Origin of the sequence: Streptomyces sp. 150FB, assembly GCF_000818195.1 — a bacterium.
GTDB lineage: Bacteria > Actinomycetota > Actinomycetes > Streptomycetales > Streptomycetaceae > Streptomyces.
On the sequence record NZ_JTHL01000001.1, the window covers coordinates 6,612,026 to 6,628,390 of the forward strand.

Below are 16,365 nucleotides of genomic sequence, written 5' to 3' on the forward strand. Positions count from 1 at the left end.
TGAGCCCCGTGCGTCTTTGAACCCCCTGCCGGTCGCATCCGCTGCGGCCGGCAGTCGTGTGTCCCGGCCCGGTGGGCGAGACGCGGTCTGGTCAATACCTCTGAGTGAGAGCTAAAATCGGTGGCATGGCCACTGAGGAGTTCGCCGACTCGCTCGCCGGAGTACTGGCGGGCGTCCAGCGGCTGGTCAGACGGCGGCTGCGGGTCGGTCTGACCACCCCGCCGCTGCGCGGCGCTCAGGTCGCGCTCCTGCGGCTGGTCGCGGCCCGGCCCGGAATCCGGGTCTCCGAGGCGGCCAAGCAGCTCTATCTCGCGGGCAATTCGGTCTCGACGCTGGTCAACCAGCTCACCAAGGCCGGCTATCTGATCCGCGAGACGGACCCCGACGACCGGCGCTCCGCGCTGCTGCTCCCCACCCCGGCCGCCGAGTCGCGGCTGCGCGACTGGGAGGCCCGCAGGAGCGCGCTGATGCGGGCGCAGGTGGAGCGGCTGAGCGAGGAGGACCGGGCGGCGCTCGCCGCCGCGCTCCCCGCGCTGCGACGGCTCGCGCAGAACCTGCATGAGGAAGTGGAGGGCGTATGACGGACGAAGCGACCCCGGACCCGACGACCCCGGACCCGCCGGCGAAGGGTACGGACACCAAGGCCGCGGCGGCCCCAACCGCCGCCCCGGGTACGGACGCTGTCACCTGTAGCTCTCTGGAGTACACCTTCGGGGACACGAAGGCGGTCATCGACCTCGACCTCTCCGTCGCCGCGGGCGAGGTCTTCGGGCTGCTCGGCCCGAACGGCGCGGGCAAGACCACGGCCATCCGCTGCGTCACCACCCTGCTGCCGGTTCCCGCCGGCATGGTCCAGGTCTTCGGCCACGACGCCGCCAGGGAGAAGATGGCGGTGCGGCGCCTGCTGGGCTACGTACCGCAGCAGCTCTCCGCCGACGCAGGGCTGACCGGCCGCGAGAACGTGGCGCTGTTCGCCCGCGTCTTCGACGTCGCGCGCCGCGAGCGTGCCGAGCGCGTCTCGCAGGCCCTGGAGGCGGTCGACCTCACCGAGTCGGCCGACCGGCTGGCCAAGACGTACTCCGGCGGCATGATCCGCCGGCTGGAACTCGCCCAGGCGCTGGTCAGCGCGCCCCGGCTGCTGATGCTCGACGAACCGACGATCGGCCTCGACCCGATCGCCCGCACCAGCGTGTGGGAGCACATCGACGCCGTACGGCGGGCCACCGGCATGACCGTGCTGGTGACCACGCACTACATGGACGAGGCCGACCAGTACTGCGACCGCGTCGCGCTGATGCACCGGGGCCGTATCCGCTCCATCGGTACGCCGGAGGAGCTGCGGACCGACCTGCGCGAACGCAGGCGCGCGGCCGGCGAGGAGCATCCGGCGCCGACGCTGGAGGACGTCTTCAGAGACGTCGCAGGCAGTGGTCTCGACGAGCAGGGAGGAACGTTCCGCGATGTCCGAAGCACCCGCCGCACCGCATCCCGCGTCGGCTGAACGCGAGCGCCCCGACCTCGGGCTGCTGCTCGTCCCGCCGCGCGCCCGTACCGGCTGGCGCGTGCTGCCCGCCCGGGTGGGCGCGATGTGCGCGGTCGAACTCCAGAAGCTGCGCCACGACCGAACCGAGCTGTATACGAGGGCGGTTCAGCCCGCGCTGTGGCTGCTGATCTTCGGTGAGACGTTCACCCGGATCAAGGCCATCCCGACCGGCGGCATTCCGTACATCGACTATCTGGCGCCCGGCATCATCGCCCAGTCGGCGATGTTCATCGCGATCTTCTACGGCATCCAGATCATCTGGGAGCGGGACGCCGGCATCCTGACCAAGCTGCTGGTCACGCCCACCCCAAGATCCGCACTGATCACCGGCAAGGCGTTCGCCGCCGGGGTCAAGGCGCTGATCCAGGCCGTGGTGGTGATCGTCATCGCCGCCGTGCTCGGAGTGGGGCTGACCGGCAATCCGCTGCGCCTGCTGGGTGTCGCCGTGGCGGTGATCCTCGGCTCGGCGTTCTTCTCGTGCCTGTCGATGACGATCGCCGGGATCGTGCTGACCCGGGACCGGCTGATGGGCATCGGCCAGGCCATCACCATGCCGCTCTTCTTCGGCTCCAACGCGCTGTACCCGGTCGCGATCATGCCGGGCTGGCTCCAGACGATCAGCAAGATCAACCCGCTGAGCTACCAGGTCGACGCGCTGCGTGGGCTGTTGCTGGGCACACCGTCCCATCTCGGCCTCGACTACGCCGTGCTGGTGGTGGCAGCGGCCGCCGGGATCGCCGCCGCCTCCTCGCTGCTGGGGCGCCTCGCGAGATGACGGGCGCTCAGGCGTCCGGCACCTGGGAGACGGCCGGGCCCGCCCCCGCCCCGGCCCCCCGTGCCGAAGCCCCCAGCCCCGAGAGCAGCAGCAGGGTGAAGCGCCGGGCCCACTCCTCGTCGACCGGCTCGGCGCTCACCAGGGTGCGGTGGACCACGGCGCCCGCGACGACGTCGAAGATCAGGTCGGTGTCGCGGGCCGCGGCCACCGGGTCGTCCTCGGGCGGCAGTTCGCCCCGGGCCTGCGCCCGCTCGCGGCCCTCCCGTACGAGGCGCTTCTGGCGGTCGACGATGGTGGCGCGGATCCGCTCGCGCAGCGCCTCGTCGCGCGTCGACTCGGCGATCACGGCCATCAGCGCCGTCTTCGTCTCCGGCCGTTCCAGCAGCGCGGCGAACTGGAGCACCACGCCCCGTACATCGGCCGACAGGCTGCCCAGGTCGGGGAGTTCCAGCTCGTCGAAGAGGACGGCCACCGCGTCCACCACCAGCTCGCTCCTGCTGGCCCAGCGCCGGTAGAGGGTGGTCTTGGCGACGCCTGCGCGGGCCGCGACATCGCCCATCGTCAGCTTGGACCAGCCCAGGTCCACCAGCGCCGCTCTGGTGGCCTCCAGGATGGCCCTGTCGGCCTCGGGGCTGCGGGGGCGGCCCGTACCGCGGGGACGGGCGGTGGGTCCGGTACGCACGTCTGTGGGGCGAGTGCGGCTACACATGGCCGCGACGATACCGGCCGGTAGTCATTTCGCTGTGATCCAGTTCACCGGAAAAATCTTGTACGCGCTCGCGCTCCCCCCGTTACGCTACGGCTCGTAGCGTAAGCCCGTCGGCGCGGTTCCGAACAGCTCAGAACAGCTCCGACAGGGCCGTAGCGACAACCACTCTCGCAAGCATTCGTACGAGCATCCGCACGGCCACCGGCGCCCGGTGGGGACCTGGCGCCGACCGTGTTCCGCGGTCGTTCCATCATCGCTTTTCTGAAGTACGCGGGGAAGGGGGAGGATGTACTCATGCAGCCTAGGAACATGTCCATGAGCGGCGTCGTCGACCTCGCCGCTGTGAAGGCGGCCGGCGAGGCCAAAGTGAAGGCGGAGCAGGCCCGCGCCGAGGCGGCCCGCAACGGCGGAGCCCCCGCCGTACCCCCGTCCAGCCTCGTGATCGACGTCGATGAGGCGGGCTTCGAGCGCGATGTCCTCCAGCGCTCCGCCGAGGTCCCTGTCGTCATCGACTTCTGGGCCGAGTGGTGCGAGCCGTGCAAGCAGTTGAGCCCCGTGCTCGAACGGCTGGCACACGAGTACAGCGGCCGTTTCGTCCTCGTCAAGATCGACGTCGACGCCAATCAGATGCTCATGCAGCAATTCGGGATCCAGGGGATTCCCGCAGTCTTCGCCGTGGTGGCGGGGCAGGCGCTGCCGCTCTTCCAGGGCGCGGCCCCCGAGGCCCAGATCCGTCAGACCCTGGACCAGCTCATCCAGGTCGGCGAGGAGCGCTTCGGGCTCACAGGTATCGCCGTCGACACGGAGGCCGAGCCGGCCGAGGAGGCGGAGGTCCCGGAGCCCGTGGGGCCGTACGACGCCCTGCTGGAGACGGCGGTCCAGGCCCTGGACGCCAACGACTTCGACGGCGCGGCCGAGGCGTACCGGAATGTGCTCGCCGAGGACCCGGCCAACACCGAGGCGAAGGCCGGGCTCGCCCAGGCCGAACTGCTCGGGCGCGTCCAGGGGATGGACCAGCAGCGGGTACGTGACGACGCCGCCCGGAATCCCGGCGATGTCGAGGCGCAGGTGGCCGCCGCCGATCTCGACCTCGTGGGCGGGCATGTGGAGGACGCCTTCGGCCGGCTCGTCGAGGCGGTCCGCCGTACGGCGGGCGAGGACAGGGACGCGGCGCGGCTGCGGCTGCTCGAACTGTTCGAAGTTGTCGGCGGGGACGACCCCCGGGTGACGGCTGCCCGCTCGGCGCTGGCTCGCGTACTGTTCTGATTGCTGTGCCGATTTTGCGCGAATCCGTTGGGGATGTGCGCTGAATTCCTCCGGCCCCGGGATCGATATCCGCTCGGTCCCGGGCCGGCGCGCGGTCGCCGCCCGGACCCGTACGCGCGTTGGGCTCCGCCCCGCGTACCGCGCCCGGCGACCGTCGATGTGAGGGGCGAATCCGTGGCGGCGCCCCGGATTTGGCGAGAATATGCCATCGGTGGCTGTGCTTTACCAAAACTTGGGGAACGCGGCCGCTATTACTGGCAGTAAATCGGGCCATGTGAAGTGTCCGTTCATGGGCCGAAATGGCGTTCTTTGTCGTGGCGGCCGGTAACACCCTGTGTACGTGGTCGGTGGCACGCCGTCGCCCCATGGTTATCGCGCCGTTACTAGCCAGTAACGAACCCCCTTGTGTCATGGCCGCGAATGGACCACGATCGTCGACGCTCGGTCCAATTTCCGCGCCCGGCACGGCAACCAGCCGTGCACCGTCGAATCTTGGGTCCCCACCGGGTGGACCGGCGACGATGGCGCCGGCCCGGACAGGGGGGTTCCCGCTCACCGGCGGGGCCTGTCCAGTTGAGGTTGCGCGAACGCGTGGCCAGTGGTTGTCGCTCGGGGGTGATCGCCGGTCTTTCGGACGCGTCCCGCGCCTGAGGGAACAGGCGCTCTCCTTCCCGAGGACGTAGCACTTCTCCCATCCCAGGACGGGCTCCGGCCCGATCCGGAGATGTACGTCCGAGAAGGAGGAAATACATGGAGTCCCTAGTACGCGGTGGGACCAGATGGAAGCGGTTCGCCGTCGTCATGGTGCCGAGCGTGGCCGCGACGGCCGCGATCGGTGTCGCCCTGGCGCAGGGGGCACTGGCGGCATCGTTCAGCGTGTCCGGCCAGAGCTTCAAGGTCAGTGCCGACAAGCTGGACGGCAAAGGCTTCTCGCAGTACGGCACGATCGCGCAGGGGAAGGACCTCAACGGCAAGGCTGAGGCGAACCCCGTCGCGGTTTCGGCCTTCCAGTCGGCCGACATCACGAAGCTGTGCCAGTCCGTCGTCACCCCGGACGTGCCGTTCTTCGGCAGCGTCAGCCTTGTGCTCAGGGCGGGTGGCAATGGGACACCGGTCCACGCCGACAATCTGTACATCGATGTCGCGGACCTCACCGCGGACGCCGAGTTCGGCAACATGGACATCGGTGTCGCGGCGGGCTCGACGGACAAGGCGGCGGGCGGCAAGGGCCCTGCGGTCCAGACGCCCGGCAAGGGCGGTCCCGCGATCAACCCGAACGGCTTCGCCCAGCAGGCCGACACGGCCGTGCTGACCGGTGTGAAGCAGACGGCCTGGGCGACCACGGCCGGCACTTTCAAGCTCAGCGGGCTGAGCATGAAGCTGTCCAAGGATGCCCAGGAGTGTTACTAGGCATCCCGCCCCGGCGGGTGGGGAACGCGACTTCGGCGCCCCCGCCCGCCGGCCCCCCACTTTCTCGTATAACGCCGGTACCAGGGAGCTGTTTTCCATGAGCGCCGAGTCTTCGGACCGCCAAGGCCGATTCACGTACTGGCGGCTGCGCTTCCGCGGCTGGCGAGGCACACGCCCCTTCTGGGCGGGCCTGTTCACCCTGGTCAGTGGCGTGCCGATCGCCTATTTCCCGTACGCGAACCTGACTCTGGGCAATCTGACGCTGGCGATGGGTACCCCCGCCGGCGCCAGCTCACTCATCATCGGTGTGCTGCTGGTGACGCTGGGGCTGACGATGTGGTTCCACAGCATCGTACGGGTGTTCGCCGGCGTCGCCACGATCCTGCTCGCCATGATCTCGCTCCCGCTGTCCAACTTCGGCGGCTTCATCATCGGTTTCGTGCTCGCGCTGGTCGGTGGAGGCCTCTCCATCGCCTGGGCGCCGGGCAAGCCGCGCACCGAGACGGAACAGTACGACGACACCCCCCGCGGGGCGCCGGAGCCCGACAGCTCTGACGACCCCTACTTTCCCGCTTCGTACGGCCCTGGTTCGTACGGCTCCGACGCGTATGACCGCGGTCCGCGCGCCGGGGAGGGGCTGAACGTGACGGATACGACTGCCCATGCCAACGGCGGGAGGAACAGTGCGGGGTGACGACACGCAGCCGATCATGGCCGGAGCCGATGAGTTCCGGGAGAGAAGAGGGCCGCGTCACGCGGCCCCCAGGAAGTCCCTCCTGACCAAGCTGCAGATACCCGCCGGCAAGGCGATGGCGCTGGCCGCGATGCCCACAGCGGTCTTCGTCGGCATGGGCCTCACCCCCAGGCTCGCGCTGGCCGACGACAACAAGGACATCCCTTACTCGCCGGGCCCGTGCGTGACCCGCTCCGACGAGCCGTCGCCGGGCGATTCGGCGTCACCCTCGCCGTCCGCCTCCGACTCGGCGTCGCCCAAGCCGGGCGACTCGGCCTCGGGGTCTCCCACGCCCTCGCCTTCGGGGAGCAGTTCGGACGGTTCGAGCGGCTCGGGCGGTTCGGGCGGCGGCAAGACCGACGCGCAGCCGAAGCCCTCCGCGACGTCCGACACCCCCGGCGCGCCCAAGCCGTCCGCCGGCACCGGCGGTTCGAAGGGCGACACGTCGGACCCGCTGGGTCTGGGAGGCCTGCTCGGCGGTCTGCTGGGCGGCGGTTCGGACAAGGCGAGCCCGAGCCCCTCGGCCACGGAGAAGTCCGCTTCCCCGTCCAAAACCTCGTCGGACAAGGCCAAGCCGAAGCCCAAGGCGTCCGATCCGGTCGGCGAGTTGGGCGACTCGGTCGGCAAGACCGTGGGCAAGACGCTGGACGGCACCAAGGACGCCGCGGACGCCACGAAGAAGGCGATCCAGGACGCCGCGGACAAGGCCGGCGCCAAGGTCCAGGACCTGGACGACGACGCCAAGGGTCTCGCCGCCCAGAAGGACGGCGACATCCCGGCGGGCGCCGACGGCAAGGAGCCTTTCCCCTGCCCGACCGCCGACCCCGACGCGCTGGCCAACGCGAAGGAGGAGCAGGGCATCCCGCTCCTGCCCGACAAGCCGTGGACGCTGCACAGCAGCAAGCTCACCCTCAGCGGGCTGAAGTACCACGGCATCGTCGAGGTCAGGACCTACGGCGGCACCGTGAAGAAGGCCCTGAAGTTCACGGCGCAGTCGATCGACATCAAGGACCTGGACCAGACCGTCGATTACCCCGGCGGCAAGACGGCCCATGTGGAGTCCACCCCGGGCTCGACGTCCACGATCCGCAACGGCGAGGTCACGCTCTACACCGAGCAGTTGAAGGGCAACCTCTTCGGGCTCATCCCGATCACGTTCAGCCCCGAGACCCCGCCGCCGGTGGACATCCCGTACGCCTTCTTCACCAACGCGGAGGTCAGCCAGGCCGGCCAGTTCGGCGGCACGCTGACCATCCCGGGCCTGCACAACTACATCGACTGACCCTGGCCCGTCCGGGAGCCGCACAGAGCTGTGGCCCGTACCGCACCGACAACCGGCGCGGCACGGGCCACAGTTGTGTTTCCGCTCTAGCGTCTGCTCAGCATCTCTTCCAGCATCCGCGTGAACTCCTCCGGGAGTTCGGTGAATCCGCTGTGGCCGCCGGGGAACTCGGTCACCGTGCCGCCGAGCCGCTCGGCGAGCAACGCGGCCGGGCGGTACGGCAGATGGCCCCGGGTCTCCCGGCCCGCCGCCAGTACCAGGCGGTCCGACACGGCGGCGAGCGCGGTCCCGTCCGGGACGTACGACGTGAACTGCCGCAGCTCGTTCTCCATCGCCAGCGGGCCGTTGGCGCTCAGCCTGGCCATCATCTCCGCGCCGCGCGGGGGCAGTTCGGCCGCGTGCGGCATCGGCTTCAGGGTGCCGCCGATGCCGGCGAGGAAGTGGGCGCTCGCTGCGCCAGGGCCCTCCTCGTGGAAGAGCCGGTACACCTCGTCGATGAACGCCCGCTGTTCGGCGGCGTCCGGGAGTACCGCGAAGCACGGCGGCTCGTGCGCGACGACCAGGCGCAGCCGTTCGGGACGGCGTGCCAGCAGGTCGAGTGCGACGATCGCCCCCGAGCTGCCGCCGAAGACGTACGCCGACTCACCTGCCGGCAGGAGGTGTTCGAGCAGGAGGTACGCGTCCTCGCTCTGCGTCTCGACCCGCTGGTCCACGGGTTCCTCGCTGTCCAGGCGGCTGCGCGAGTAGCCGCGCGGGTCGACCGCCACGACCGTGAAGCGCTCGGCGAGCCGGTCGGCCACCGGGTCGAAGACGGCGGCGTCGCCGCCGGCGCCCGGGAGCAGCAGGAGTACGGGGCCGCTACCGCGTATCTCGTGGTAGAGGGTGGCTCCGGGGACCCGCAAGGTGTCGGCTCTCACGGTGAGTTCTCCTGGTTCGTGGTCGGGGTGTCTGCCGTCCGGGCGTCTGTCTTCGGGGTGTCTGTGGTTCGGGCCTGCTGCGGCCAGTTCTCCAGCAGGTGGTGCAGTGCCTCGACGATCCGGTCCCAGGACGCGCCGATGTCGCGGGAGTGGGCGAACCCGCCCGCCGCCTCGATGGCGGTGTAGCCGTGGAACGTGCCGCGCAGCAGTCGGCCCGCGTCGGTCAGGTCGGGCTCGACGAGGCCGTACGCGCGCAGCATCCCGTACGTCACATCGAGGTTATGGAGATAGCCCGGCGCCGCTGCGACCCGCGCCGGGTCCAGCCGGATCTGCGTCGCCGCGTAGCGCCCGGGGCAGCGCAGCGCGAACTCCCGGTAGGCGCCCGCGAACGCGACGAGTGCGTCCTTCCCCGAGCGGCCGGCGACCTCGGCGCTGATGAGATCGATCATCTCGGCGCCGGCGAGCAGCGCGACCCGGGTCCGCAGGTCGTCGAGGTTCGCGATGTGTGAGTAAAGGCTCGCGTCCTTCACACCGAAGCTCCGCGCGAGCGCGGACACGGTGACCTTGTCCAGGCCGATCTCGTCGGCGAGATCGGCCGCCGCCCGGGTGACCCGGTCGGCCGTCAGGCCCATGCGCGGCGACATGCGTGACCACCTCCTCTGGCTGGGAGTCCTCCGGCCAGGACTCCTGGCTAGGACTCCTAGGATGTTGCCTAATATACATAGGCGCTGTTAGCGTGCACACCATGAAGGAAGTGAATGAGCAGGACATCCGGGCATCGTTCGTCAACTGCTCGAAGGGGGAGGCCAAGCGGCTCGCCGTGCCGCACGACCTTGCCCAACAGCCCTGGGACGACCTGGACTTCCTCGGCTGGAGCGACCCGCAGGCGCCGGACCGCGCCTACTTGGTCGCCGAGCGTGACGACGGCGGGCTCGTGGGGCTGACACTGCGGTTCCCGTCCCGGCGGCGCGGACACGCGCACCGCGCGATGTGTTCGCTGTGCCTGACCACGCACCCGGGCAGTGGTGTGTCGCTGATGGGCGCGCGCAAGGCGGGTCCGGCCGGCCGGCAGGGCAATTCGGTCGGGCTGTACATGTGCACCGACCTCGCCTGCTCGCTGTACGTACGCGGCAAGAAGGCGCCGGCGCCGGGCGGGCGGTTCGAGGAGACCCTCACCGTGGAGCAGCAGATAGAGCGGACCAGGGGCAACCTGTTCGGCTTCGTCGACGCCGTCGTGGCGCCCTGAGCCCCGTAAAGCACCGTAAGGCCCCATAGGGCCCCGTAAACGGCCCTGGGCCGCCTCCCCGTCGGGGAAGCGGCCCAGGGCCGTACGCAATCAGCGGACGCGGTACTGACGTGTCAGTCGCGTTCCGTACCGCTCAGGTGGTGCACCCGCACCATGTTCGTCGTGCCGGGGACCCCGGGAGGCGAGCCGGCGGTGATGATCATCGTGTCGCCCTCGCTGTAGCGCCCCAGCTTCGAGAGCTCCACGTCCACCAGGTCGACCATCTCGTCCGTGGCGTTCACCCACGGCACGATGAACGACTCGACACCCCAGCTCAGCGCGAGCTGGTTGCGGGTCGACTCGTCCGTCGTGAAGGCCAGGATCGGCTGCGAGGCGCGGTAGCGGGAGAGCCGCCGGGCCGTGTCGCCGGACTGCGTGAAGGCGACCAGCGCCTTGCCGTCCAGGAAGTCGGCGATCTCGCAGGCCGCGCGGGCGACCGAACCACCCTGCGTACGGGGCTTCTTGCCCTGCACCAGCGGCTGGAGACCCTTGGAGAGCAGCTCGTCCTCGGCGGCGACGACGATCTTCGACATCGTCTTGACCGTCTCGATCGGGTACGCGCCCACCGACGACTCGGCGGAGAGCATGACCGCGTCGGCGCCGTCCAGGATCGCGTTCGCGACGTCGGACGCCTCGGCGCGGGTCGGACGGGAGTTGGTGATCATCGACTCCATCATCTGGGTCGCCACGATCACCGGCTTGGCGTTGCGGCGACACAGCTCGATGAGCCGCTTCTGCACCATCGGGACCTTTTCGAGCGGATACTCGACGGCCAGGTCACCGCGGGCGACCATCACACTGTCGAAGGCCGCGACGACGGACTCCATGTTCTCGACGGCCTGCGGCTTCTCGACCTTGGCGATGATCGGGACGCGGCGCCCCTCCTCGTCCATGATCTTGAGCGCGTCCAGCGCGTCGTCCCCGTCGCGCACGAACGACATCGCGATCATGTCGCAGCCCATCCGCAGACCGAAGCGGAGGTCCTCGACGTCCTTCTCGGACATCGCGGTGACATTGACGGCGGCACCGGGCAGGTTGATGCCCTTGTGGTCGGAGATCACACCGCCCTCGATGACGATGGACTTGACCCGGGGGCCCTCGACCTCGACGACCCGCAGCTCGACGTTGCCGTCGTTGATCAGGATCTGGTCGCCCTTGGAGACATCCCCGGGCAGTCCCTTGTACGTGGTGCCGCAGATGGACTTGTCGCCCGCCACGTCCTCGGTGGTGATGGTGAACTCGTCACCCCGCACCAGCTCGACGGGGCCCTCGGCGAAGGTCTCCAGGCGGATCTTGGGGCCCTGGAGGTCGACCATCACGCCCACGGCGCGGCCGGTGTCAGCCGCAGCCTGGCGGACGCGGTTGTACCGCTCCTCGTGCTCCGGGTGGCTTCCGTGGCTCATATTCAGGCGGGCCACATTCATTCCGGCCTCGATGAGCGACTTCAGTTGCTCGTACGAGTCGACGGCTGGGCCCAGTGTGCAGACGATTTTGGAACGGCGCATACGGCGGATCCTATCGGTTTGTTTCGCTGCGGAATATTCCGTCTGGTGGAAAGTACAAATGGGCGGGAGGCCGCTCAGGCGTTAAGCCGCCCGGCGGTTCAGGCCGCACCGGTCGCTCCGGTCGTACCGGTCTTGCTGTTCTTGCTGTTCTTGCTGTTCTTTCTGTCTTCGTCGATCAGCCGATACGTCTGCTGCGCGATCTCCAACTCCTCGTCGGTCGGCACCACGGCGACCGTCACCCGCGCCCCGTCCGGCGAGATGACCCGCGGCAGGCCGGACCGTACGGCGTTGCGCTCGGCGTCCACCGCGAGGCCCAGGCCCTCCAGGCCCGCCACGGCGGCCTCCCGTACCGGCGCCGCGTTCTCGCCGACACCCGCCGTGAAGACGAGCGCGTCGACCCTGCCCAGCACGGCGATGTAGGCGCCGATGTACTTCTTCAGCCGGTGGATGTAGATCTCGAAGGCGAGCCGCGCCGCCCCGTCACCCTCGTCGCGGCGGCGGAGGATCTCCCGCATGTCGTTGGCCCCGCAGAGGCCGGTCAGACCGCTTTTCTTGTTGAGAAGTTCATCCACCTCATCGAGGGACATTCCGGCCACACGCCCCAGATGGAACACGACCGCCGGATCGATGTCCCCGGAGCGCGTACCCATCACCAGTCCCTCCAGGGGCGTCAGCCCCATCGAGGTGTCCACGCACCGGCCGCCGGCGACGGCCGACGCCGAGGCGCCGTTGCCGAGGTGCAGCACGATGATGTTCACCTCGGACGGCTCCCTGCCCAGCAGCTCGGCGGATTTGCGCGAGACGTACGCGTGCGAGGTGCCGTGAAAGCCGTAGCGCCGGATACGGTGCGCGTCGGCCGTCTCCACATCGATGGCGTACCGCGCCGCGGACTCCGGCATCGTGGTGTGGAAGGCGGTGTCGAACACGGCCACCTGAGGGAGGTCGGGACGCAGCGAGCGCGCGGTACGGATGCCCGTCAGGTTCGCCGGGTTGTGCAGCGGGGCCAGCGGCACCAGGCTCTCGATCTCCGCCAGTACGGTGTCGTCGATCAGGGTGGGCTCGGTGAAGGTGAGCCCGCCGTGCACGACCCGGTGCCCGATCGCCGCCAACTCCTCGGAGTCCAGGCCCAGTCCGTCCCGCTTCAGCTCGTCGGCGACGGTTTTCAGGGCCGCGTCGTGATCGGCCGCACCGTCCGGCTCACCGATGTGTTCGACCAGTCCCGACGCGAGCCGCGAGGAGTCACGCATGTCCAGGAGCTGGTACTTCACCGACGACGAACCGGAGTTGAGTACGAGTACCCGCGTGGCCCGGTCGCTCATGCGTCCTCTCCCTGTGCCTGGATCGCGGTGATCGCGACCGTGGTGACGATGTCCTGTACCAATGCCCCGCGCGACAGATCGTTGACCGGCTTGCGCAGCCCCTGGAGCACCGGGCCCACGGCCACCACGCCCGCCGAACGCTGCACCGCCTTATAGGTGTTGTTGCCGGTGTTCAGGTCCGGGAAGATCAGCACCGTCGCCTGCCCCGCCACCTCGGACTCCGGCAGCTTCGTCGCCGCCACGGACGGCGAAACGGCCGCGTCGTACTGGATCGGCCCCTCGATCCGCAGATCCGGCCGCGCCGCCCGTACGAGCGTGGTCGCCTCGCGCACCTTGTCGACGTCCGCGCCCGATCCGGACGTCCCGGTCGAGTACGAGAGCATCGCGATCCTCGGCTCGACGCCGAACTTCGCGGCGGTGGCCGCCGCCTGGACCGCGATGTCCGCCAACTGCTCGGCGTTCGGGTCCGGGTTGACCGCGCAGTCGCCGTACACCAGCACCTTGTCGGCCAGGCACATGAAGAAGACCGACGAGACGATCGACGCCTCCGCCTTGGTCTTGATGATCTCGAAGGCCGGCCGGATCGTCGCCGCCGTCGAGTGCACCGTCCCCGACACCATGCCGTCGGCCAGGCCCTCCTCGACCATCAGGGTGCCGAAGTAGTTCACGTCCACCACCACGTCGTACGCCAGCTCCACCGTGACACCCCTGTGGGCGCGCAGCTCCGCGTACCGCTCGGCGAAACCCTGTCGCAGCCCGGACGTGTCCGGATCGATCAACTGCGTGCTCTCGCCGCCCAGATCGATCCCCAGATCGGCGGACTTCTTCCTGATCACGTCCACATCACCGAGCAGGGTCAGATCACACACATCACGCCGGATCAGCACATCGGCGGCCCGCAGCACCCGCTCCTCGGCGCCCTCCGGCAGCACCACACGCTTCCGGTGCGCGCGCGCCCGCTCAAGCAGCTCGTGCTCGAACATCATCGGCGTCACCCGCCCGCTGCGCGCCACCGACATCCGGTCCAGCAGATCGGCCGTGTCCACATGACGCTCGAAGAGACCGAGTGCCGTCTCCGCCTTGCGGGGCGTCTCGGCGCTCAACTTCCCTTCCATGCCGAAGAGTTCGGTCGCCGTCGGAAAAGACCCGGCCGATACGGAGATCACGGGCGTGCCCGGCGCGAGCTTGGCGGCCAGCGTCAGGATCGACGCGCCGGGCCGCTCGCCGAGCGTGAGCAGCACACCGGCGATCGGCGGCGTCCCCGCCGAGTGCGCGGCGAGCGCGCCCACCACGATGTCGGCGCGGTCGCCCGGAGTGACCACCACGCAGCCCGGCGTCAGCGCACCCAGGAAGTTCGGCAGCATCGCGCCGCCGATGACGAAGTCCAGCGCGTCCCTCGCGAGCCCCGAATCGTCCCCGAGCAACACCGTCCCGCCCAGCGCCCTGGCGATCTGCGAGACCGTCGGAGCGACGAGCGAGGGCTCGTCCGGCAGCACGTAACACGGCACAGGGAGCTGGGACTTGAGCCCCTCGCTCACCTCCTCCCGGTCCTCGGCCGCGACCCGGTTGACGATCACACTCAGCACATCGCAGCCCAGCACCTCGTACGCCCGGTGCGCGTTGCGCGCCTCGGCCCGCACGGACTCCGCGCTCTGCCCCTTGCCGCCCACCACCGCGATCACCGAGGCGGCGAACTCGTTGGCGAGCCGGGCGTTGAGCGCCAGCTCGTCGGGGAGCTGCGTCGCCGCGAAGTCACTGCCGAGCACGAGCACCACCTCGTACTCCCGCGCCACCCGCAGAAACCGCTCGACCAGCCGCGACACCAGCTCGTCGGTGCCCTGCTCCGCCTGGATCGCCGACGCTTCCCCGTAGTCCAGGCCATAGACGTCCGCCGGGTCCTGCAACAGTCGGTAGCGGGCCCTCAGCAAATCAAAAAGCCGGTCAGGTCCGTCATGCACCAGCGGCCGGAACACACCCACACGGTCCACCTGGCGGGTGAGAAGTTCCATGACTCCCAGCTCGACGACCTGCCGGCCGTCACCCCGGTCAATACCGGTCACGTACACGCTGCGCGTCACGCATGCTCTCCTGTCTGACCCTTGAATCATGTGAGCAAAACCTCCGCCGGGGCGGCTATGCCCTCTTGACAATACCGGTGTGTACGGTTAATGCGACTGCGGAGGGGTACGGGGCGGCCGGGTGCACAGAGGGCCGGTTCCCCGTGGGAGTATCGAAGTCGGCTCACGCCTGGGGAGTGGGGCCCTCTCTCCAGAAAAGCACAGCACTAGCGAGCAGGAGACACGGCACGATGCGTATCGGAATTCTCACCGCAGGCGGCGACTGTCCCGGCCTGAACGCAGTGATCCGGTCGGTCGTGCACCGGGCGATGGCCGAGCACGGAGACGAGATCATCGGCTTCGAGGACGGCTTCAAAGGCCTCCTCGACGGCCACTTCCGCAACCTCGACCTCAACGAGGTCAGCGGCATCCTCGCCCGCGGCGGCACGATCCTCGGCTCGGCACGCCTGGAGCGCGGCCGGCTGCGCGAGGCCGCCGAGAACTGCGAGGAACTCGCCCGCCGCTACGGCATCGACGCCCTCATCCCGATCGGCGGCGAGGGCACCCTCACGGCCGCGCGGCTGCTGTCCGACGCGGGCATGCCCGTGGTCGGCGTACCGAAGACGATCGACAACGACATCCACTCCACGGACCGTACGTTCGGCTTCGACACCGCCGTCATGGTCGCCACGGAAGCCATCGACCGCCTCAAGACCACGGCCGAGTCACACCAGCGCGTGATGGTCGTCGAGGTCATGGGCCGGCACGCGGGCTGGATCGCCCTGGAATCCGGCATGGCGGGCGGCGCACACGGCATCTGCCTCCCGGAACGCCCCTTCGAGGTCGACCGCCTGGTCAAAATGGTCGAGGAGCGCTTCGACCGCGGCAAGAAGTTCGCGGTCATCTGCGTCGCCGAAGGAGCTCACCCGGCCGAGGGCTCGATGGTGTACGCCAAGGGCGAGATCGACCAGTTCGGCCACGAACGCTTCCAGGGCATCGGCAACCGCCTGGCGGCGGAGCTGGAACGCCGCATGGGCAAGGAGGCCAGGCCGGTCATCCTGGGCCACGTCCAGCGCGGCGGCACGCCGACGGCGTACGACAGGGTGCTGGCGACACGCTTCGGCTGGCACGCGGTGGAGGCGGTACACCGCGGCGAGTTCGGCCGCATGACGGCGCTGCGGGGCACGGCGATCGAAATGGTCCCCCTGGCGGAGGCGGTCACCCAACTCAAGAGGGTCCCGGAGAACCGGATGTTCGAGGCGGAGTCGGTCTTCTAGGGCTCAGCGCGCGTGCGCCTCGCGACCGGTCGCCTCGCGGCGGGCGGCCGTGGGTTTGGCGTTGCGGTGCGCGCCGGGTGCGTTTCGCTGACGCGGTTGGGGTGCGCGGCTTTGGGTTGCGGTTGTTGTCGGGGGTCGCTCCGGGGTGGCATCCGGGATGGCACGATTTACGGCGCCGTGACCGCGGTCGCCAGGTGAACGCGGTCGTCCGCCGCAAATCACGCGTGAGTATCCCGGACACCACCCCTGCGCGCCCCCCCTTCACCTGCGGGAACCGGTCACATCAC

Annotated in this window: 15 protein-coding genes; 9 read left to right on the plus strand and 6 right to left on the minus strand. The window is 69.5% G+C overall.

All coding sequences use genetic code 11. From position 1 onward, the window contains the following. Positions 1 to 125 precede the first annotated feature (125 nt). Genes QR77_RS28680 through QR77_RS28690 form a run of 3 tightly spaced genes read left to right on the plus strand, consistent with a single transcriptional unit; the run spans position 126 to position 2,318 of the window. The gene (locus QR77_RS28680) at positions 126 to 581 is read left to right on the plus strand and encodes a MarR family transcriptional regulator (RefSeq protein ID WP_040024927.1); all 456 of its coding nucleotides are present in this window, start codon (positions 126 to 128) and stop codon (positions 579 to 581) included. Beyond that, positions 578 to 1,501 carry an ATP-binding cassette domain-containing protein gene (locus QR77_RS28685; RefSeq protein ID WP_040024928.1) on the plus strand — a complete coding sequence of 308 codons (924 nt, stop codon included), beginning with the start codon at positions 578 to 580 and terminating at the stop codon, positions 1,499 to 1,501. Before QR77_RS28680 ends, QR77_RS28685 begins: the two co-directional genes overlap by 4 nt. Beyond that, positions 1,461 to 2,318: an ABC transporter permease gene (locus tag QR77_RS28690; RefSeq protein WP_040024929.1), complete on the plus strand. Its 858-nt coding sequence runs from the start codon at positions 1,461 to 1,463 to the stop codon at positions 2,316 to 2,318. The genes QR77_RS28685 and QR77_RS28690 overlap by 41 nt, the downstream gene beginning before the upstream one ends. 7 nt (positions 2,319 to 2,325) lie before the next feature. On the opposite strand, the gene QR77_RS28695 is transcribed toward QR77_RS28690, so the two are convergent. Next, a complete protein-coding gene (locus QR77_RS28695) occupies positions 2,326 to 3,027 on the minus strand; it encodes a TetR/AcrR family transcriptional regulator (protein WP_040024930.1) in 702 nt (233 codons plus the stop codon). A gap of 294 nt (positions 3,028 to 3,321) precedes the next feature. Between QR77_RS28695 and QR77_RS28700 the strand changes: the two genes are divergently transcribed. The 4 genes from QR77_RS28700 (at position 3,322) to QR77_RS28715 (ending at position 7,718) form a co-directional block, all read left to right on the plus strand. Next, positions 3,322 to 4,293, plus strand: coding sequence for a tetratricopeptide repeat protein (locus tag QR77_RS28700; protein WP_078877891.1), 972 nt, complete (start codon positions 3,322 to 3,324; stop codon positions 4,291 to 4,293). A gap of 750 nt (positions 4,294 to 5,043) precedes the next feature. Further along, entirely contained in the window at positions 5,044 to 5,703 is a 660-nt protein-coding gene (locus QR77_RS28705) for a DUF6230 family protein (protein WP_040024933.1), read from the plus strand. A 97-nt stretch (positions 5,704 to 5,800) separates the two neighbouring features. Further along, a complete protein-coding gene (locus QR77_RS28710) occupies positions 5,801 to 6,397 on the plus strand; it encodes a DUF6114 domain-containing protein (protein WP_040024934.1) in 597 nt (198 codons plus the stop codon). 16 nt (positions 6,398 to 6,413) lie between these two features. After that, positions 6,414 to 7,718 (plus strand): hypothetical protein, encoded by a 1,305-nt coding sequence (locus QR77_RS28715; RefSeq protein ID WP_173476364.1) that lies wholly within the window; start codon positions 6,414 to 6,416, stop codon positions 7,716 to 7,718. An 86-nt stretch (positions 7,719 to 7,804) separates the two neighbouring features. On the opposite strand, the gene QR77_RS28720 is transcribed toward QR77_RS28715, so the two are convergent. After that, complete coding sequence (locus QR77_RS28720) at positions 7,805 to 8,635, minus strand: alpha/beta hydrolase (RefSeq protein WP_040024936.1); 831 nt, start codon at positions 8,633 to 8,635, stop codon at positions 7,805 to 7,807. Continuing rightward, complete coding sequence (locus QR77_RS28725) at positions 8,632 to 9,279, minus strand: TetR-like C-terminal domain-containing protein (RefSeq protein WP_052489121.1); 648 nt, start codon at positions 9,277 to 9,279, stop codon at positions 8,632 to 8,634. The genes QR77_RS28720 and QR77_RS28725 overlap by 4 nt, the downstream gene beginning before the upstream one ends. A 101-nt stretch (positions 9,280 to 9,380) precedes the next feature. Between QR77_RS28725 and QR77_RS28730 the strand changes: the two genes are divergently transcribed. Then, the gene (locus QR77_RS28730) at positions 9,381 to 9,881 is read left to right on the plus strand and encodes an FBP domain-containing protein (RefSeq protein WP_040028821.1); all 501 of its coding nucleotides are present in this window, start codon (positions 9,381 to 9,383) and stop codon (positions 9,879 to 9,881) included. A gap of 113 nt (positions 9,882 to 9,994) precedes the next feature. Here QR77_RS28730 and pyk read toward each other — a convergent pair whose 3' ends face one another. The 3 genes from pyk to pta form a co-directional block, all read right to left on the minus strand. After that, the gene (pyk, locus tag QR77_RS28735; RefSeq protein ID WP_040024937.1) at positions 9,995 to 11,425 is read right to left on the minus strand and encodes a pyruvate kinase; all 1,431 of its coding nucleotides are present in this window, start codon (positions 11,423 to 11,425) and stop codon (positions 9,995 to 9,997) included. Positions 11,426 to 11,523: 98 nt separating this feature from the next. Next, positions 11,524 to 12,744, minus strand: coding sequence for an acetate kinase (locus QR77_RS28740; protein WP_052489122.1), 1,221 nt, complete (start codon positions 12,742 to 12,744; stop codon positions 11,524 to 11,526). Then, a complete protein-coding gene (pta, locus tag QR77_RS28745) occupies positions 12,741 to 14,822 on the minus strand; it encodes a phosphate acetyltransferase (RefSeq protein ID WP_040024938.1) in 2,082 nt (693 codons plus the stop codon). The genes QR77_RS28740 and pta overlap by 4 nt, the downstream gene beginning before the upstream one ends. Before the next feature lie 230 nt (positions 14,823 to 15,052). Between pta and QR77_RS28750 the strand changes: the two genes are divergently transcribed. Beyond that, complete coding sequence (locus QR77_RS28750) at positions 15,053 to 16,078, plus strand: ATP-dependent 6-phosphofructokinase (RefSeq protein WP_040024939.1); 1,026 nt, start codon at positions 15,053 to 15,055, stop codon at positions 16,076 to 16,078. The last annotated feature ends 287 nt before the right edge of the window (positions 16,079 to 16,365 follow it).